General features: G+C 64.0%; 15 protein-coding genes. 6 read left to right on the plus strand and 9 right to left on the minus strand.

What is annotated here, in order from left to right:
- Positions 1–74: 74 nt before the first annotated feature.
- From fdxA to NKL06_RS19200, 4 genes are all read right to left on the minus strand, one after another.
- The gene (gene fdxA / locus NKL06_RS19185) at positions 75–413 is read right to left on the minus strand and encodes a ferredoxin FdxA (RefSeq protein WP_013529180.1); all 339 of its coding nucleotides are present in this window, start codon (positions 411–413) and stop codon (positions 75–77) included.
- A 253-nt stretch (positions 414–666) separates the two neighbouring features.
- The gene (locus tag NKL06_RS19190) at positions 667–1053 is read right to left on the minus strand and encodes an RNA-binding S4 domain-containing protein (protein ID WP_023693611.1); all 387 of its coding nucleotides are present in this window, start codon (positions 1051–1053) and stop codon (positions 667–669) included.
- A gap of 75 nt (positions 1054–1128) precedes the next feature.
- Positions 1129–4674, minus strand: a complete 3546-nt coding sequence (locus NKL06_RS19195; protein WP_023693612.1) for a helicase-related protein — start codon at positions 4672–4674, stop codon at positions 1129–1131.
- Between the two features lie 679 nt (positions 4675–5353).
- A complete protein-coding gene (locus tag NKL06_RS19200) occupies positions 5354–5935 on the minus strand; it encodes a TetR/AcrR family transcriptional regulator (RefSeq protein ID WP_023693613.1) in 582 nt (193 codons plus the stop codon).
- An 82-nt stretch (positions 5936–6017) separates the two neighbouring features.
- On the opposite strand from NKL06_RS19200, the gene NKL06_RS19205 reads away from it, so the two are divergent.
- A complete protein-coding gene (locus NKL06_RS19205; RefSeq protein ID WP_023693614.1) occupies positions 6018–7268 on the plus strand; it encodes an FAD-dependent oxidoreductase in 1251 nt (416 codons plus the stop codon).
- A 49-nt stretch (positions 7269–7317) separates the two neighbouring features.
- Here the strand turns inward: NKL06_RS19205 and phbB are convergent, their stop codons facing one another.
- Both phbB and NKL06_RS19215 read right to left on the minus strand, forming a co-directional pair.
- A complete protein-coding gene (gene phbB, locus NKL06_RS19210) occupies positions 7318–8043 on the minus strand; it encodes an acetoacetyl-CoA reductase (protein WP_023707257.1) in 726 nt (241 codons plus the stop codon).
- A 128-nt stretch (positions 8044–8171) separates the two neighbouring features.
- A complete protein-coding gene (locus NKL06_RS19215; protein WP_023673832.1) occupies positions 8172–9356 on the minus strand; it encodes an acetyl-CoA C-acetyltransferase in 1185 nt (394 codons plus the stop codon).
- 302 nt (positions 9357–9658) lie between these two features.
- On the opposite strand from NKL06_RS19215, the gene phaR reads away from it, so the two are divergent.
- Positions 9659–10273 (plus strand): polyhydroxyalkanoate synthesis repressor PhaR, encoded by a 615-nt coding sequence (gene phaR / locus NKL06_RS19220; protein WP_023685813.1) that lies wholly within the window; start codon positions 9659–9661, stop codon positions 10271–10273.
- A gap of 49 nt (positions 10274–10322) precedes the next feature.
- Here phaR and NKL06_RS19225 read toward each other — a convergent pair whose 3' ends face one another.
- Together NKL06_RS19225 and NKL06_RS19230 are read right to left on the minus strand one after the other, a co-directional pair.
- The gene (locus NKL06_RS19225) at positions 10323–10790 is read right to left on the minus strand and encodes a GNAT family N-acetyltransferase (RefSeq protein WP_050593023.1); all 468 of its coding nucleotides are present in this window, start codon (positions 10788–10790) and stop codon (positions 10323–10325) included.
- 57 nt (positions 10791–10847) lie between these two features.
- Positions 10848–11267, minus strand: a complete 420-nt coding sequence (locus tag NKL06_RS19230; RefSeq protein WP_023693618.1) for a rhodanese-like domain-containing protein — start codon at positions 11265–11267, stop codon at positions 10848–10850.
- A gap of 89 nt (positions 11268–11356) precedes the next feature.
- Here NKL06_RS19230 and ftrA point away from each other — a divergent pair, with 89 nt between their 5' ends.
- Positions 11357–12349: a transcriptional regulator FtrA gene (ftrA, locus tag NKL06_RS19235; RefSeq protein WP_023693619.1), complete on the plus strand. Its 993-nt coding sequence runs from the start codon at positions 11357–11359 to the stop codon at positions 12347–12349.
- Here ftrA and NKL06_RS19240 read toward each other — a convergent pair.
- Positions 12346–13485, minus strand: a complete 1140-nt coding sequence (locus NKL06_RS19240) for a citrate synthase (RefSeq protein ID WP_023693620.1) — start codon at positions 13483–13485, stop codon at positions 12346–12348. The genes ftrA and NKL06_RS19240 overlap by 4 nt on opposite strands.
- A 93-nt stretch (positions 13486–13578) precedes the next feature.
- Here NKL06_RS19240 and NKL06_RS19245 point away from each other — a divergent pair, with 93 nt between their 5' ends.
- The 3 genes from NKL06_RS19245 to NKL06_RS19255 all read left to right on the plus strand — a co-directional run bounded on the left by NKL06_RS19245 (position 13579) and on the right by NKL06_RS19255 (position 18176).
- Positions 13579–14667: a citrate synthase/methylcitrate synthase gene (locus tag NKL06_RS19245; protein ID WP_023693621.1), complete on the plus strand. Its 1089-nt coding sequence runs from the start codon at positions 13579–13581 to the stop codon at positions 14665–14667.
- 384 nt (positions 14668–15051) lie between these two features.
- Positions 15052–16182, plus strand: coding sequence for a patatin-like phospholipase family protein (locus NKL06_RS19250; protein ID WP_023693623.1), 1131 nt, complete (start codon positions 15052–15054; stop codon positions 16180–16182).
- An 815-nt stretch (positions 16183–16997) separates the two neighbouring features.
- The gene (locus NKL06_RS19255) at positions 16998–18176 is read left to right on the plus strand and encodes an efflux RND transporter periplasmic adaptor subunit (protein WP_023693624.1); all 1179 of its coding nucleotides are present in this window, start codon (positions 16998–17000) and stop codon (positions 18174–18176) included.
- The last annotated feature ends 17 nt before the right edge of the window (positions 18177–18193 follow it).

Below are 18193 nucleotides of genomic sequence, written 5' to 3' on the forward strand. Positions count from 1 at the left end.
GATCCAATAGGCCGCACTTTTTTGCTTTGCGCATCACCCTTTCCGAAATCGATTCCGATTCCAGGGTCATGCGCTCAGTCGCCTTCGCCGGGCTCGGCGGAGAAATATTTCTCGAACTTGCCGGCCTCGCCGTCGAAGCTCTTGGCATCTGCCGGAGGCTCCTTCTTGGCGGTGATGTTGGGCCATTTCTCGGCGTATTCGGTGTTGACCTGCAGCCATTTGTCGAGGCCCGGCTCGGTGTCGGGCTTGATCGCATCGGCCGGGCATTCCGGTTCGCAGACGCCGCAGTCGATGCACTCGTCGGGATGTATGACAAGCATGTTCTCGCCCTCGTAAAAGCAGTCGACCGGACAGACCTCGATGCAGTCCATGTACTTGCATTTGATGCAGTTGTCGGTCACGACATAGGTCATTGGTCGGCTCCGGGACGTCCCGTTCTTGCTAGAGCGACGTGCGTCCACTTGGACGCATAAAGTACGCTCTAACACTTTGAATCTGCGCATCGTGCCTTCCGAAAAATCGATTTCCGATTTTCGGGCCGATGCGGCGGCTTTTTTGGTGAGGTAACGCCTTTGCCTGCCGCTTGCAAGGGCAGCCATTGCAGGCGGGGCCCGCGTGTCCGGAATGAAATTCCAGACCGCCGGCATGGCGCAGACGGCCAAGGCTTCAGTCTTCGCCGAACAGCCGGTCGGTTTGCCTGCGCTCTTTCTTGGTCGGCCGGCCGCTGCCGGCGTCGCGCAGCGCCGGAATGGCATCGGCAACAGCCTCGCCTTTGGGGGCCGGCGGCGGGGACATGTCCTCGTAGAGCGTGCGTGCTTCCTCGGCCGGACCGCGCCGCACGCCGGTGCCAAGCACCTTCCAAACGAAGATGCGGCGCTCGTGCGTAATGGTCAAAACGTCGCCAGGCTTGACCAGATCGGAGGCCTGCGCTGCTTTGTCGCTGTTGATGCGGACGCGTCCGGCGACAACCAGCTTGGCCGCCAGCGAGCGCGATTTTATCGCGCGCGAAAAGAACAGCCACTTGTCGATGCGCTGACGACCTTCAGCAACCATCGCAGCGAGTTATCTCTTGTTGGAGCTTGATCTTGTCCGAAAACCGGTTCCACTTTTCGGGATCATGCTCAGAGCCTACTTCTTCAGCTGGTCGCGCAAGGCGGCGAGCTTGGCGAAGGGCGAGTCCGGATCGAAGCGCGCCGGGCGTTCATCGCGTGGCTTGGCCTGGAAAGCCGGCTTGGCGCCTTGCGGTCCGCCTTTGCCTTCCGGCCTGCCGCCTTTCCAGTCAGGCCGGCCCTCGCGCGGACGCTCGCCTTGCGGCTTGCCGTCGCGGCGCTGTTCGCCCTCGGCCTGCGGCTTGGGCTTGAACTTCGAACGGTCGAAGCGTGGCTTGGCGGCACCGTCGCGCTGGTCGCGCCGGCCCTGATAGGCCGGCCGTTCGCCCGGTGCCGGCTGTCCGCCGGCAGCGTCGGCCGGCGCATCGGCGCGGCTAGCCTGGCCGTTACGCGGGCGATTGTCTCTGCGGTTGTCTTGCCGATGGCGCGGGCGCTGCTCGAAACGGCCCTGCCGCCACAACAAGATGGGCTTTGGGGCTTCGGCCTCGGCGCTTCCACCCTCCCCCTCGTGGGGAGGGTCGGCGCGCAGCGCCGGGGTGGGAGCAGCGCCGGCGTCGGTGGTTGCGCCTGAAGTGTCTGCTGTGTCTGCACCTGCTTCGTTAACGCTGTCACCCCCACCCGCGTCGCTTCGCGCCGCGACCTCCCCCATCGAGGGGGAAGTAAGGGCGTCGGCGTTTTCGGCGACGGTGGCGTCGGCGCTTTCGGGGACGGTGTCGTCAGCTTCTGCAACAGCCGGAGCTTCTTCCGCGATTTCTATGGGAGCTTCGACCTGTTCTTCCGCGACGGGCTCCGCCGTTGCTTCCTCGATGGCTGGAGCTTCGGCGGTGGCTTCAACGGCCGCAGTTGGCTCCGAACCCTCGGGAGGCGCGCCCGGCTGAGCGTCCGCAGCAACGGCCGCTGCGACTTCGGCGACGGGCTCCTCAGCCGTAATCTCGGTGGCTGCATCCGGCTCCGACCCAACGGCCGGCGCCTCAGCGACGGCTTCACTTGCCACGGCTTCCGCCGCCTGAGCCTGCTCGGCCTTTGCTGCGGCTTCCGCCAGCTTGGCCGCAGCCGCTTGCCGCGCGGCATTGTCCTGCGCTTCGAGCCGCGCCTTGACCTCTGCCGGCGGCTTCGGCTCGGCGCGGTAGCCAAGGCCTTTCAGGATCTCTTCCATGTCGTCGGCGGTTGCGCCGAGGATGGACATCATCGGCGGCGTCACCATGAAGGACTGGCCGTCATAGGCGCCGTCCGGGCGCTGTCCCAGACCGGGCTTCCAGTTGGTCGCAGGCCGGATCAGGTCGGCCAGCCGTTCCAGAATGTCGATGCGCACGGCGCGGCGGCCGAGATTGCGGTAGCCGGCGAGCTTGTAGAAGCTCTTGTCGAAAGCCGGATCGATGACCACCGAGGTGCGGCCGGAGGCCAGCGCGTGCACCACGTCGCCAAAGCCGGGCTTGTCCTTGCCGTCGTTCTTCAGCGCCCACAAAAGCGTGATCAGTCCGGCGGGCGCCGGCTTGATCAGCGCCGGCACGAAGACGTGGTAGGCGCCGAAGCGCACACCGAGCCGGCGCAAGGCGGCGCGACCCTCCTGGTCGAGCGACTTCATTTCCTCGGCGATGTCGCGGCGGTTGATGAGGCCGAAATGCTCGACGAGCTGGAAGGCGATGCCACGGCCGATGCCGGCGATCTGCTCGGCATTCTTCAAGTCGACCAGCGGCTTCAGCAAGGATTCGATCTGGAAATTGACGAAGCGCTCGGCGCGCGCGGCGACCTTGTCGCGGGCGGGACCGGTCAACTGCTCGTCGGCCAAAAGCACCAGGCGCGGCTTCAGCGCGTCCTCGCCGGCAACCAGCGTGCCGATCGGCGCGCCGATCCAGCGCAGCGTGCCGTCGGAGCCGAGCGCAAGGTCGCCATTGGCGCAGGCGCCGAAGCGTTCGGCACGTGCCTCGAACTCGGCGGCCAGCGCTTTTTGCGCTGCCGTACGCACGGCCTTGGCGTCTTCGCCGCCGGCGCTCTGATCGGCGGTGAAGCGGAACCCTTGCAACTCGCCGACATGATGGCCTTCGACAAGGACGGTTCCGGTAGGACTGATTTCGGCTTCAGGCATTGTATTTTCTCTAAGGCGCCGCATGAGGACGGAAGTCCTGCGGTCTACAAACCGTTTCGTCAACCGCTCATGCAGCGCATCCGACAATCTGTCTTCGATTTCGCGCGTCTTTTCCCGCCAGTGTGCCTGATCGGCCAGCCAGCCCGGCCGGTTGGACACGAATGTCCAGGTGCGGATCTGCGCAATGCGGTGCGACAGCGTGTCGATGTCCCCCTCGGTCGTATCGGCGCGGCGCACCTGCTCGGCCATGTAGTTCTCGTCGACATGGCCGTGTTTGGCGAGGTCGGTGTAGATAGAAGCGATCAGGTCGGAGTGCTGGGCCGGCGCGATCTTGCGGTAGTCCGGCAACGCGCAGGCTTCCCACAGCAGCGCGACGCGCTTGGCATTGGTAGCCAGCGCGCGGATGTCCTCGTCGCGGGAGAGATGTTCGAGCGCCTGGGCATCGACCGCCGGCAGCGCCCGCGTCAGGCCTTCGACCGGCGCGTTGGTTTCGATCGAGCGCTTCAGCGCGTCGAGGCTGGCGAAGTCGAAATGCGCGGTGCGCCATTGCAGCACCTTCACCGGATCGAACTCGTGCCCCTCGATGCGCTTGACCAACTCCTCGTCCAGCGGATCGACCTGGCCGGTGACGCCGAAGGTGCCGTCGCGCAGATGGCGGCCGGCGCGGCCGGCGATCTGGCCGAGCTCGGCCGCCGTGAGATTGCGGTACTGATAGCCGTCGAATTTGCGGTTCTGGGCGAAGGCGACATGATCGAGATCAAGGTTGAGCCCCATGCCGATGGCGTCGGTGGCGACGAGATAGTCGACGTCGCCTGCCTGGAACATTGCCACCTGGGCATTGCGGGTGCGGGGCGACAGCGCGCCGAGCACGACCGCCGCTCCTCCTTGCTGGCGGCGGATCAGCTCAGCGATGGCATAGACCTCGTCGGCGGAGAAAGCGACGATCGCCGTACGCCGCGGCAGGCGGGTCAATTTCTTCGAGCCGGCATAGGCCAGGTGCGACAGGCGAGGGCGCGTCACCACCGAGACGCCTCTCAGCAGCTTTTGCAGGATGCCATGCATGGTGGCCGCGCCGAGCAGCAGCGTTTCCTGGCGGCCGCGCAGGTGCAGGATACGGTCGGTGAAGATGTGGCCGCGCTCGAGGTCGCCGGCGAGTTGCACCTCGTCGATGGCGACGAAGGCAACGTCGGTCTCGCGCGGCATGGCTTCGACGGTGCAGACCGAATATTTCGCGCCGGGCGGCTGGATTTTTTCCTCGCCGGTGATGAGCGCCACCTTGTGGGCGCCGACCTTTTCGCAGACGCGGGCATAGACCTCGCGCGCCAGAAGGCGGAGCGGCAGGCCGATAATGCCGCTCTCATGTGCCACCATGCGCTCGATGGCGAGATGGGTCTTGCCGGTGTTGGTCGGACCCAGTACGGCAGTCACGTCGCGGCCCGACAGGATCAGCGGCTCGGTGTGTTTCGGCTGGATGTTCATCGGCCTGGAGATGAGGCTTTCTGCATCGTGTTGTCGGGAGCGCGCCTCGCATGGCGCGTATGACAGGCGACACATAGGGACTTCAGGCGCGAAGCGAAAGCGGAATGTTCCGGCCGGCAGTCCCACGGTTCGTCTTTGAGGTCTCAATTAACAGTTGGAACGAGTCTGGAACGAATCGGCGACGAATCAGTGACTCCGGCAGATTCAGCTTTTGTTCACGGCTACATGTGGATTTTGCGAGCCTGAGTCTCACCATATGCTGAATCGCGGAAACTGGCCCGATTCCTGCAAGGGGACCATTGGCGTTAACCTTTGCCGGCGGGGCATCGTCGTGATCCGATACGCCTCGGTCAACATTATGAAATTATTGAATTTTCTTAATCGGCCTTAACCATTTGACGGTGGTTTCCGGCCTTGGTCGTTAACGTTCCGCTCAAAGCCGGAACGAATCGGTGACGAATCAGCGATCGCGGGATTTTCCTGGTTTATTCACCCCAACATCTGGCGATTATCCGGTTGACAACAACCGGATAATCGCCCAACATCTTGTGTTGTCCACAGCTTGTCCATCGAGAATTCACAGCTTGCGAACCGGGTTTTGCACAGGGCGCCTGGAAATCGTTAATCTTTGCGTGCCGGAACGGGTCAATCGCCGCGACAGCACTCGGTGCCCGCCGGTTCAGGCCGCGTCGTGGCCTGTTGCATAACGTTGCAACACCGGTCCCACATTCCGGATGATTTCCTCATGCGACAGGGCGACGACGGGCTCAAGCCGCAACAGATATCGGCAGGTCGCCAGGCCCAGCAGCTGGCTGGCAACCAGCCCGGCGCGCCGTCCGGCGTCCGCTGGGTCGCCTATCGATGCAACCATCGGCCTCACCTGGTTGGCGAAGACGTCGCGGACCTTCTCGGCCGCGTGCTCGTTCGACGCAGCCGAGCGTAGCAGGATTATCATGCCTGGCCCGTTGGCCTGACCTTCCCAGTTTACCAGAAAGCGCCTGATCAGCGTTTCACCGATGGCGGTAGGGTCTATCCGCTGATCCGGCAGTTGGAGGTCCACGACGGCGGCCCTGGCGAACAGCTCGTCCTTGCTGTGGAAATAACGGATCACCATGGCCGGATCGATCGAGGCCTGCGCCGCAACGTCGCGGATTGAGGTGCCGTCATAGCCGTGCTCGGAGAAAAGCCGGCGTGCGGCTTCAAGGATTTGGGCTCGTGTTCGGTCCGACTTGGTCTGCTTGTTCGGCTGCTTCTCGTTCATCCAGATTCATATGCCAACAGCCGTTGACAAATGCAATCCAACTTACTAGAAGTCAACACGTGTTGATAAATGGAGACGGGGAATGCTGCCTGAGACAACGGAAGTCCTTATCATTGGCGCCGGCCCGACTGGTATGGCGCTATCAATCGCGCTGCATCAAGCTGGCGTCGATCACGTGCTGATCGACAGACTGACGCAGGGTCTGCAAACGTCGCGCGCTGGGGTCATCCATGCGCAAACGCTGGAATCACTGGAGCCGCTCGGCCTCACGCAGCGGCTGAGTGAGCTTTCCGTGAATCTCGACGATTTCGCCATCCGCGATCGGAGCCGGGTGCTGCTCAAGCTCGATTTCGGCAAGCTGCCGTCAAAGCATCCCTACCTGATGATGCTGCCGCAGAACGTGACCGAGCAGGTGTTCGCTGAACGGATCGCGGTCCTGGGTGGCGTCATTCATCGCGAGGTCGAGGCTGTGGCCGTTGCTCAAGACAGTGACGGCGCGCGCGTGACAGTGGTCGAGCAGGGCCACGAAAAACTCATCTCGGCGCGATACGTCGTCGGAGCCGACGGCATGCAGAGCCTGGTGCGCAAGTCGACCGGCATCGAGTTCGATGGCGAGGCCTATGATGGTTCGTTTGTGCTGGCCGACGTTCGCCTGGACTGGCCTGTAGGACCGGCCGAAGTGTCGCTGTTTTTCGCACCGGCGGGCCTGGTGGTGGTGGCGCCGCTGCCGGATGGCTCGTACCGCGTCGTCGCGACGATGAAGGATGCGCCGGAAAAGCCCGGCACCGCCGACATCCAGGCATTGCTCGATAGCCGCGGGCCAACCACGACAAGAGCCCGCGTGCTCGACCTGACGTGGAGTTCGCGCTTTCGCGTGCATCATCGTCTGGTCAGGGCCTATCGCAAGGACCGGCTGTTCCTGATGGGCGATGCCGCGCATGTACACAGTCCCGCGGGTGGGCAGGGCATGAATACCGGCATCATCGACGCGGTCGTGCTTGGCCAGTTGCTTGGCGATGTGGTGAACGGCATTCGCTCGGCGACAGAACTCGACCTATACGAAAAGCTGCGCCGCCCAGCGGCTCAGGAAGTGCTCGATCTTGCGGGGAAGATGACGGAGATGGCGCTTGCCCATAATCCGGCGAAGCGGTTCGTCCGCAACCTGTCGCTTTCCTTGGTGAATCTTCTGCCGTTCGTGAAGCGTCGCATTGCGCTGAAGCTGTCGGGTCTCAGTCGGGCCTCAAACGCCCGGCTGCCGGCGCCCGCAAAGGCGCCTGGCTTAATTGCCGCCAGCAAGCCTGAGGCCAAATCAGGGCTGAAGCTCGCCGCCTGACAGTTGCGACGGTCAGGCGAATCGGCGCGTTGCCGAGTGCGGCATGACGTCAGACGAAGTACTGGCCGCCATTGGCTGTAATGGTCGAACCGGTGATGAAGCCGGCGTCTTCGGAAGCGAGGAAGACGACGCAACGCGCGATCTCTTCCGGTTCGCCGAGGCGGCCGACCGGGATCTGCGGGATGATGCGTTCATTCAGCACCTTCTCGTCGATCGCCTTGACCATCTCGGTGGCGATGTAGCCGGGGCAGATGACATTGACGGTGATGCCCGCGCGCGCGCCCTCCTGCGCCAGCGCCTTCGAGAAGCCGATGTCGCCGGCCTTTGCGGCGGAATAGTTGACCTGGCCGGCCTGGCCTTTCTGGCCGTTGATGGAGGAGATGGTGATGACGCGGCCGAATTTGCGGTCGCGCATGCCGCCCCACAGCGGATGCGTCATGTTGAAGACGCCAGACAGATTGGTGTCGATGACTTCCTTCCACTGCTCGCGCGTCAGCTTGTGGAACATGGCGTCGCGGGTAATGCCGGCATTGTTGACCAGCACCGAGACCGGGCCGAGATCGGCCTCGACCTGTTTGATTCCGGCGGCACAGGCGTCGTAGTCGGCGACCGACCATTTGTAGGCCTTGATGCCGGTTTGTGCGCTGAACTTCCCCGCTGCCTCGTCATTGCCGGCATAGTTGGCTGCAACGGTGTAACCGGCATTCTTCAGGCCGATCGATATGGCGGCGCCGATGCCGCGCGATCCACCGGTGACGAGCGCTACTTTGGTCATTGAAAGTTCTTCCTCCCTTTGTCGGAAGAAGGGAATAGGGAGTAGGGAGTAGCGAGTAGGGATCGATATCCCGCCGCGCTGCTCCTTCTTCCCCATTCACTACTCCCTATTCACTACTCACTTCTCTTTCACAGCGCTTCCACGCACAGAGCGACGCCCATGCCGCCGCCGATGCACAGCGTGGCAAGGCCCTTCTTGGCGCCGCGGCGGCGCATCTCGAAAACCAGCGTGTTGAAGACGCGGGCGCCCGACGCGCCGATCGGATGGCCGATGGCGATGGCGCCGCCATTGACGTTGACGATCGACGTATCCCAGCCCATGCCCTTGTTGACGGCGCAGGCCTGCGCGGCGAAGGCTTCATTGGCCTCGACAAGGTCGAGGTCCTTGACCGACCAGCCGGCCTTCTCGAGCGCCCGCTTCGAGGCGGGAATAGGTCCGGTTCCCATGATCGCCGGATCAACGCCAGCCGTCGCCCATGAGGCGATGCGCACCAGCGGGGTGATGCCGCGCCTTGTGGCTTCAGCCTCGCTCATCAGCAGCGCGCCGGCGGCGCCGTCATTGATGCCCGACGCGTTGGCGGCGGTCACGGTGCCGTCCTTGTCGAAAGCCGGCTTCAGCTTGGACATGGCGTCGATGGTGGCGCCGTGGCGGATGTACTCGTCCTGGTCGACGACAGTGTCGCCCTTCCTGCCCTTGATCGTGAAGGCGACGATCTCGTCCTTGAACTTGCCGGCCTTCTGCGCGGCCTCGGCCTTGTTTTGCGAGGCGAGCGCAAACTGGTCCTGGTCGTCGCGGGTGATCTGGAACTGGCGGGCGACGTTCTCGGCGGTGTTGCCCATGTGGTAGCCGTTGAAGGCGTCCCACAACCCGTCCTTGATCATGGTGTCGATCATCTTGTAGTCGCCCATCTTGACGCCGGCGCGCAGGTGCTCGGCGTGCGGCGACAGCGACATCGATTCCTGGCCGCCGGCGATGATCACCGTGGCGTCGCCGGCGGCGATCTGCTGCATGCCGAGCGCGATGGCGCGCAGGCCCGAGCCGCAAACCTGGTTGAGGCCCCAGGCGGTCGTCTCCTTGGGCAGGCCGGCATTGATCGACGCCTGGCGGGCGGGGTTCTGGCCCTGCGCGGCGGTCAGCACCTGGCCGAGAATGACCTCATCGACTTCGCCCGGCTCGACGCCGGCGCGCGCCAAAAGCTCCCTGATGACGACGGCGCCAAGTTCATGCGCCGGGGTGGCGGCGAAGGCGCCGTTGAAAGAGCCGACAGCCGTGCGTGCGGCGCTGGCAACGACGATTGAATTGGAAGCGGACATTTTTCTCTCCAGACTTCGAGGTGTCGTGTTCTTGGGGGCTTGTTGGGACTTTTCTTGCCCGTTCCACACCCCAAGTCAAACCGGAAATGGGCATGCCGGCCAAGCGCCGCAAGCAGGGCGTGAGCGGCCGGCGGGATCGCCCAACCTTTGCTGCGCAGCATAATCGGCCGGCCATGCAGCAATAAATGATGCCGCACTGCACAAAGCGCTTGGAATTATAGAGCTTTTGCGCATATCCTTAAAAATGGCGCAATCGTTACCGGCGGCTTACTCAGGCGCGCCGGTGTCCCGGGAGGATGCTGATGGCCGCGAAAGACGACCCTATCATTATCAAGAAATATGCCAATCGCCGGCTCTACAACACCGGCACCAGCACCTATGTGACGCTCGAGGATCTGGCCGAGATGGTCAAGAAGGGCGAGGAGTTCACCGTCCAGGACGCCAAGACCGGTGACGACATTACCCATCCGGTGCTGACGCAGATCATCTTCGAACTGGAGAACAAGGATGGGCAGAACATGCTGCCGATCCCGTTCCTGCGCCAGCTGATCGCTTTCTATGGCGACCAGATGCAGCAGATCGTGCCGAGCTTCCTCGAACAGTCGATGATGGCCTTCTCCAAGGAACAGGAGCGGTTCCGCGAGCAGATGAAGGGCGCGATCGGCAAGTCGCCGCTGGATGTGATGAAGATCGCCACGCCGATCAAGGCGCTGGAAGAGCAGACACGCCGCAACATGGAAATGTTCCAGAACGCGATGCGCCTGTTCACGCCCTTCCCGACCGCCGCCACAAATGCTGCGGCCGCGGCTGCACCCGAGCCGGCCCGCAAGGATGTCCCGGAAAAAAGCGGCGACGACCTTCAGGAACTGAAGCAACAGATCGCCGCCATGCAGCGCAAGCTCGACACGATGTCGTAGAGGCGGCCGGGCAATGGTCTGAACCGGCTCAACCCGGCTGGGCCTTGCCTCACGGGTCGATTTTCAGTTGCCACGATTCCCAGATACCGTCGGGCTGGCCGTCGAGCGAGCGGTAGAAGGCTTTGGCCGGCGAGTTGGATTTCAGCACCGTCCATTTGATGGCGGAGGCGCCAATGCTCAAAGCGTGTTGGCGAAGCTGTTCAACAAGCGCATGGCCGACCCCCATCCCGCGCGTCGCTTCAGTGACGTAGAGTTCCTTCAGCCAGACAACCGGCTTCAGGTCGTAGGTCCAGGGGATGAGGTAGTGGACGGCGATGCCGACGATCACGCCCTCTCGCTCCGCCGCCAACACGCCGAACCGGGGCGATGGCCCCAGCCCGTGCTCGATGAGGTTCGCTTCGGTGACGCGAAGCTTGTCGTCATAACCCTCGAAGACGGCTAGCGCCCGCATGAGGGCGAGCACCGCACCGACATCCTGGCGCACGAATGGACGAATTCTAACCATCGCCTTCTGCATGCTTGCTCCAGCCCGACCATATCGCGTGGACGCTGCCGCGGCAGCCTGGCCTTGGCCTCACGCGTGCAAGACACCGGGCTCCTTGCCTGAAGCGAAAGGAAGGTCCTCGTCCTGCCAACCGGTTATGCCGCCGATCATGATCTTCACGGGACGACCGAGGCTGGCCAGCTTGAAGGCCGCCTGATCCGCGCCATTGCAATGCGGTCCCGCGCAATAGACGACGAACAGCGTCTTTTCGGGCCATTGCACCATCCGCCCGGCCGATATTTCGCGGTGCGGCAGATGCACCGCGCCCGGCACATGGCGGCGTCCATAGGCTTCCGGCGAACCGACCACATGCAGGAGAACAAAGTCCGGCTCCCCGGCACGCAGTGCGGCGGCGACGTCGGAACAGTCGGTCTCGACGGAAAGCCGGCGCAGAAAATGGTCGCGGGCGATTGCCGGCGATGCCGCCGGAATGTCTGTCACGTGGCTCATCCTCGTATCTCCATTGCTGATGCGACGGAGAGATAAGACAGGAAGCAGGGCGATTGCAGCTGGCAGCTTTGCCATATATCGTCAAGATCATGCCATCCTCTGCCAATCCGCGCCCTGCCAACCCTCTTGTCGTTGCCGTTGCCTATGACGGGCTGTGCACGTTCGAGTTTGGCGTGGCGGTTGAGATCTTCGCCTTGCCCCGGCCGGAAATGGGTGAGGATTGGTACCGTTTTGCCGTTGCCGGGATCGATGGCGGTGAAATGCGCGCGCTGGGCGGCGTGCGTATTGTTGCCGACGGCGGGATCGATCTGATCGGCCAGGCCGGCACGGTGATCGTACCGGGATGGCGCGGAACGGAGGCTCCGGTGCCGCCGGCGCTGATCGAGGCGCTGCGGAAGGCGAGCGAGCGCGGCGCTCACATTCTTTCGATCTGTTCGGGCGTGTTCGTGCTTGCCGCCGCCGGCCTGCTTGCGGGCAAAAGGGCGACCACGCATTGGCGCTACAGCGAGAAGCTGACGGAGATGTACCCCGACATCACCGTGATTCCGGACGTTTTGTACATCGATGAGGGCAATGTGCTGACATCGGCAGGCAGTGCCGCGGGCATCGACCTCTGCCTGCATCTGGTCCGGCGCGACTTTGGCACCAAGGCGGCAAACATGGTGGCGCGTCGCCTGGTGGTGCCGCCGCATCGCGACGGCGGCCAGGCGCAGTATGTCGAGAGTTCCGTACCCGAGCCACATGAGCGCAGCCGGCTTGGACCGTTGATCGACAGGATGCGCGCCGATATTGCCGCCGACTATCCCGTCGCCATCTTGGCCGAGCTTGCCGGGATGAGCGAGCGGACATTCCTGCGCCGGTTCGCGGCCGCAACCGGCGTCACGCCGGCGCGCTGGCTGCTGTCGGAACGGCTTTCGCGGGCGCGCACGCTGCTGGAAGACACCGCCATGCCGATCGAACGGATTGCCGAGACCGCCGGCTTTGGCGCGGCAGGCACGTTGCGGCATCACTTCCGCCGGCAATTCGCCACGACGCCCGTCGCGTACCGTGCGCGTTTCGGGAACACGGCCAGGTCGGCTTAAGTCACGCGTCCCTCATAGCGGCCACGCGGCCTGATGATGCTGCCGCTAATGATCTGTTCGACCATATGCGCGGCCCAGCCGACGCTGCGTCCAAGCGCGAATAGCTGGAACGGTGCATCGCGCGGCAAGCCAAGGCCGCGCGTTAGTGCGGCCAGGGCGAAGTCGATGTTGGGCTGGGCACCGGCTGCCGCCATGGCGGCTTTTTGCAGCTGTTGCAGCGTCTCGTCGACAGGGATGACTGCCAGAAGTGCGGTGGCACGGGGATCGCCGTCGGGATAGAGCGGATGGCCGAACGCCGGCAAGGGCCGATCATGGCCGAGCCAGCGCCGGATCGCCGCATCCGCGCCGTGGGCTGCTGCATCTTCAGCCAGTTGCATCACCGCTTCGCCGGCGCCGCCGTGGCGCGGGCCGGACAGCGTTGCCAGGCCGGCCAACAGGCATGCGGCAGGCGAGGCCCCTGTGGACGCTGCGACGCGGGCGGCGAAGGTCGATGCGTTGAGTTCATGATCGGCGAGCAGGACGAGGGCGCAGCGGATCGCTTCCGCTCCCGTCGCATCTACCGACCAGCCCTGCGCCAGGCGCTTATGGACGGGCGCTGTGCCGGCTTCAGCGCCCAGCGACTGCGCCAGCGCTCCGACTGTGCGCGCGGCCTCGGTGCACAGCGAGGCGGCGCTGCGTCCTAGCGAAGGCCGCCCGTGGCCTGCAAGCATGGCAAGCTGCGCAAAGGCCGAGGCGCGGCCGACTGGATGAGGCGCTTCAGATGACGGAGCTTTGAAAGCCACCGGTTCAGGCGAGGCCCAGAGCACAGCAGCGGTTTCCTCCAGCGTCGCCGCTTTGGAAAGCGCAACGGCGTCTTGCCCTCGGTAGATGAGGCGCCCGTGCAGAACGGTTGAAATTGCTGTTGCGATCGAGGGTTCGCCCCAGGCGATCGCACTCTCGGCGATGGCCGAGGGACTGCGGCCCCGCGCCCGGCGGGTCGCCAATGCCGCGATGTCGTCGGCGCGGTACTGGCTGCGGCGCGGGTCGCTCTCATCCGGCCGCATGCCGATGCGGCCACGGCTGACATAGGCGTAGAGCGTCTGCGGCCGGACCTTGAGCCGTTCCAGCGCCTCATCCCGCGACAGCCATTCGGACATTTTCAGCCCATGCATTGATTATATTGATCAAGATTGATCGAGGCGCAGCCTAACCCTTATCTCCCATGCAGAAAAGCTGCAAGGAGATGAGATATGCCGAACGGGCTCGATGATGTGGTGGCGGCGGAGACCGTGCTCTCCGATGTCGATGGCCTTGGCGGCCGCCTGACGATCCGCGGTCATTCGCTGCCGGAATTGGCGGGACGCTGGCGCTATGCGCAAGTGGTTCGCCTGTTGCTCGACGGCTTCTTCGACGGCCTTCCCGGCGATGCCGAACTGGCAGCGAGGCTGGGCAAGGCTCGCGTCGAGCTGTTCGAGCGGCTTGCACCCTCGCTGCCGCTGCTCGCACCGATTGAGATCTATGGCGCCATGCGCGCCGGCATGGCGCTGCTGCCGGATGGCGAGACACCGACGGACGCCTTGCGGCTGATCGCGGCGCCCGCCGTGCTGACGCCGGCTCTGCTGCGCCTGGCGCGTGGCGAGCAGCCGATCGCACCTGACGCGAAGGCCGATCATGCCGCCGACATGCTGAGGATGCTCGAGGGATCCGTCCCGTCGCCGGCGCTGGCAAGGGCACTCGACACCTATCTGGTGACCGTCTGCGATCACGGCCTCAACGCCTCGACCTTCGCCACCCGCGTCGTCGCATCGACGCTGGCCGGGCTGACATCGTCGGTGCTGGCTGGGCTCGGCGCGCTCAAGGGGCCGCTGCACGGCGGCGCGCCCGGCCCGGTGATCGAGATGCTCGATGCAATCCAGGCGCATGGCGACGCGGCCGGTTGGCTGCGCGAGAAGGTCGCGCATGGCGAGCGCATCATGGGTTTCGGCCATCGTATCTACCGCGTGCGCGATCCGCGCGCCGATGTACTGAAAGCCGTCGTGCGGCAGCTCGGCAGCGAGGGCGAAGCCGGCCGCCGCCTGGCCTTCGCCGAACAGGTCGAGCACACGGCGCTCGAAGTGCTGCGGATCGCCAAGCCGCAGCGCTCGCTGCAGACCAATGTCGAGTTTTACACAGCGCTTGTGCTTGAGGCGGCTGGCTTTCCGCCACAGGCGTTCAGCAATGTCTTTGCCGCCGGACGTGTCGCCGGCTGGATCGCGCATGCGCGCGAACAGCAGACGACGGGGCGGCTGATCCGTCCACAGTCGCGCTATGTCGGGCCGGTGCCGGACCTCGTGGCCTGAGGTCCAAGTTCAGATTGTTGCGAAGAGGACCCCACCCTAGCTTGCCGGGGCGAGCCACGAATCTCGCCCGTCCTTCGGACCCCCACAAGGGGAGGGCAGCTGGCGCGCGCCGCCGAAACGTCGGTGGTTTGCTGAGATCAGCGTCTACCAAGTCTCCCTCCCCCTTGTGGGGAGGGATCAAGGGTGGGGGTATTCGTAGGGCGAAGACCTGGGCGTGGAGGACCATTCCCCATGACCAAAATTTCATGTGATCACGCGACCGTGTTCGTGTTCTTGCCTTGGTCATCCCTTATATGCTGCACTGCAATATAAGTCCGCTGCCGTCGAACCCGCCCGATTTCCGGGCGGAATGAGGCAGCAGCGACCAAACTGAACAGGAACGCCATGACCAAAAACGGCAAGGCGGAGGAAACGAAGAAGATCAACATTGCGCTGCAGGGAGGCGGCTCGCACGGGGCTTTCTCCTGGGGCGTACTCGACCGGCTGCTGGAGGATGGCAGGCTCGACATTTCAGCCGTGTCCGGCACCAGCGCCGGCGCGATGAATGCGGTGGCGCTGGCCGATGGGTTTGTGCGCGCCGGCGTCGAGGGTGCACGGCAAAAGCTCGACGATTTCTGGCGCGCGGTGGCGGCCAAGGGCCGCTTCAGCCCGGTGCAGCGCATGCCGTGGGACGTCGCCTGGGGCAACTGGTCGATCGAGAACACGCCCGGCTATTTCTTCTTCGACACCATGTCTCGAGTGTTTTCGCCCTATGTCGCCAATCCGCTGGGCTTGAACCCGCTGCGCGACGTGGTCGAGCAGGAGATCGATTTCAAAAATGTTCACGCCTGCAAGTCGATGGAGCTGTTCATTTCGGCGACCAATGTCGAGACCGGCCAGCTGCGCGTCTTTTCCGATGGCGAGATCGACCTCGACACGGTGATGGCCTCGGCCTGCCTGCCGCAATTGTTCCGCGCCGTCGAAATCAAGGGCGTGCCCTATTGGGATGGCGGCTATGGCGGCAATCCGGCGCTGTTTCCGTTCTTCAAGACGGCGGCGACCGAGGATGTGCTGCTGGTGCAGATCAATCCGGTGGTGCGCGAAGGCACGCCGAGAAGCGCCAACGAGATCCAGAACCGCATCGACGAGATCACCTTCAATGCCGGGCTGCTGAACGAATTCCGCTCGATCGCCTTCGTCAAGGAACTGATCGCCGCCGGCCGGCTGCCGCCTGGCGAATACCGCGACATCCGCATGCACCGCATCGATGCCGACGAAGCGTTCAAGGATCTGTCGGCGTCATCCAAGATCAACGCCGAATGGGCTTTTTTGACCTATTTGCGCGACCTTGGCCGCATAGCGGCGAGCGACTGGCTGGAGGAGAATTGCGACGCCGTCGGCAAGCGGCCGACGCTCGATCTTTCCGGCGAACTCGATGACGGCTTCAAACCGGTGCGCGGGCCGGCACCGGGACGGCGGGTGAAGGAATTTCTCGCCGCCCGCAAGAAGCCGGAGGCGGAACGCCGGCGGGCCTGAGCTTTCGGAGTAGCGCCGGCGGTTTCCCGATGCGGCGCAACTTCTGCGTGTGACGGTATACAAAATCATACTGACGCCTACTGCCATTCAAGGCGCGACGACGCAGGGCACGGTCATATATGAACGCAAAATCTAGTGCTGACGTGGGGTGAGATCACCGCTCAAAACACCTCCATTACAAGCGGCTCCAGCATTCTGGCGGCAAATGCCAGAAGCACTGGGATCTCTCTGCGCCGCGATATCCATCACGGTTCGCCTCTGTGTGAGACCCGGGGCCAGCGCTTGGGCGCCGAAAGGACCGGGCATTGGCGGTGCGCATCCGAGCCACATGGGGTGGACGTTTTCCAAGCGATTCCAATGCATTGCTCAAACTGAACAATTACAGAGGCGCTGATCCTTCGCCAACAGGAATGGATATGGTTCTCAGCCGAAGCCGGTATACGGATCAGCAATCCCGCGCGTAAACTGTTCGCCAAGGTTATGCGCCGTCTTCCGGCGGCGAGAAGTGGCTCACCGCTCCGACCGCCAGGAAAAGATCGTAAGCCGGCTGTGGTTCTGTCGCCTGACGGGGCGCTGACAAAACCGTTTCCCGTTGGCCACACTACATCGCCTGGCACAATGTTCCTGCAACTTTTCGACTGTATTGCGATGCAACTTTGATGTAGAAGCGCGGCTTCGCCGTTCACGGCAAATTGAACACGGCCTGGCGCGCACCCATATCGGCGACGCGCCCGAGTTGGAAGACACGGTAGCTGTTAGACGACGGACACCCTGTTGGATAACGACTTGGCCGAACCCCGCAGTGGAAAAAAATGATGCCGAAGATCAGGTTTCACAAGCTTGCCGCTATTGTCGTGCTCATAGGTTTTGCTGCCTGGATGGGAACAGGCGCGTTCTCGTCCGTCGGCAGCGCCGCTGTCGAAGGTGCTGGCAAGGCAGGCGATCAGGCCAAGCCGGGCGATCAGGCCAAGGCGCCGGATGGAGCCAAGACCGCCGCGGCCGAACCGAAGGCGCCGCTGCGCACCGTCGCTGTGGTGACGCCGCCGCGCAAGACCTATGCCCGCGCCATCCGCATTTCCGGGCTGACCGAGGCCGACAAGCGCGCCGTGCTGGCGACGCGCGTCGCCGGCGTCATCGAAAAGCTGCCGGTCAAGCAGGGCGATCACGTCAAGACCGGCGACCTGGTGCTGATGCTGGCGGCCGAAGAAAAGATCTCGATGGTCGACAGTGCCAGGCAGCTCGTCGCGCAGCGCCAGGCTGAACTCGACGCATCGCTGCGGCTCATGAAGACCGGCAATCTGCCCAAGCTGCAGCTCGACACGGCGCGTTCGAACCTGACCGCTGCGCAGTCGCAGCTGGAAACGGCGCAGGCCGAACTCGACCGCAATCTGGTCAAGGCGCCCTTCGACGGCGTCATCGACCGGGTGCCGGTGGAGCTCGGCAGTTCCATCATGCAGGGCGGCGAGGTGGCAACCATCCTCAAGCTCGATCCAGTGATTGCGCGCGGCGAAGTCAGCGAACGCGACCTCGGCTATCTCAAGCTCGGCGACAAGGCTGCTGTGCGGCTGGTCAGCGGCCAGACCGTCGAAGGCACCGTGCGCTACATCAGCCGCGACGCCTCGTCGGCCACCCGAACCTTCCGCGTCGAGATCGCCGTGCCCAATGCCGACGGCTCGGTGCCGGCCGGCATGACGGCCGAGATTTCGCTCAGCGCGCAGCCGACCGACGCCGTCATGTTGCCGCGCTCCGTGGTGACGCTGGGCGACAAGGGCGACCTCGGCATCCGTGCCGTCGACAAGGACAACAAGGTGGTGTTCTTCCCGATCGACCTGGTCGACGACTCGCCGAAGGGGCTCGTGCTTGGCGGCATTCCCGCCGATGCCCGCGTCATCGTCGCCGGCCAGGAACTGGTCAAGGAAGGCGACGTCGTCAAGCCGGTCGAGGCCGACCGGGCGACCATCCAGAAGCTGTTGGGCGAAGCGACAACGCAGTAGCGCCGGAGCGGCCCCGG

The sequence above is a fragment of the Mesorhizobium sp. C268A genome, from assembly GCF_040324475.1.
Classification (GTDB): Bacteria; Pseudomonadota; Alphaproteobacteria; order Rhizobiales; family Rhizobiaceae; genus Mesorhizobium.

Coding starts and splice junctions, on each gene's coding strand:
- phbB (WP_023707257.1), bottom strand. CDS start 8,043: ATGACCAAAGTAGCGCTCGTCACCGGTGGATCGCGCGGCATCGGCGCC.
- NKL06_RS19240 (WP_023693620.1), bottom strand. CDS start 13,485: ATGTCCGAATGGCTGTCGCGGGATGAGGCGCTGGAACGGCTCAAGGTC.
- NKL06_RS19255 (WP_023693624.1), top strand. CDS start 16,998: ATGCCGAAGATCAGGTTTCACAAGCTTGCCGCTATTGTCGTGCTCATA.
- phaR (WP_023685813.1), top strand. CDS start 9,659: ATGGCCGCGAAAGACGACCCTATCATTATCAAGAAATATGCCAATCGC.
- NKL06_RS19190 (WP_023693611.1), bottom strand. CDS start 1,053: ATGGTTGCTGAAGGTCGTCAGCGCATCGACAAGTGGCTGTTCTTTTCG.
- NKL06_RS19205 (WP_023693614.1), top strand. CDS start 6,018: ATGCTGCCTGAGACAACGGAAGTCCTTATCATTGGCGCCGGCCCGACT.
- ftrA (WP_023693619.1), top strand. CDS start 11,357: ATGCCATCCTCTGCCAATCCGCGCCCTGCCAACCCTCTTGTCGTTGCC.
- NKL06_RS19225 (WP_050593023.1), bottom strand. CDS start 10,790: ATGCAGAAGGCGATGGTTAGAATTCGTCCATTCGTGCGCCAGGATGTC.
- NKL06_RS19200 (WP_023693613.1), bottom strand. CDS start 5,935: ATGAACGAGAAGCAGCCGAACAAGCAGACCAAGTCGGACCGAACACGA.
- NKL06_RS19195 (WP_023693612.1), bottom strand. CDS start 4,674: ATGAACATCCAGCCGAAACACACCGAGCCGCTGATCCTGTCGGGCCGC.
- fdxA (WP_013529180.1), bottom strand. CDS start 413: ATGACCTATGTCGTGACCGACAACTGCATCAAATGCAAGTACATGGAC.
- NKL06_RS19245 (WP_023693621.1), top strand. CDS start 13,579: ATGCCGAACGGGCTCGATGATGTGGTGGCGGCGGAGACCGTGCTCTCC.
- NKL06_RS19230 (WP_023693618.1), bottom strand. CDS start 11,267: ATGAGCCACGTGACAGACATTCCGGCGGCATCGCCGGCAATCGCCCGC.
- NKL06_RS19215 (WP_023673832.1), bottom strand. CDS start 9,356: ATGTCCGCTTCCAATTCAATCGTCGTTGCCAGCGCCGCACGCACGGCT.
- NKL06_RS19250 (WP_023693623.1), top strand. CDS start 15,052: ATGACCAAAAACGGCAAGGCGGAGGAAACGAAGAAGATCAACATTGCG.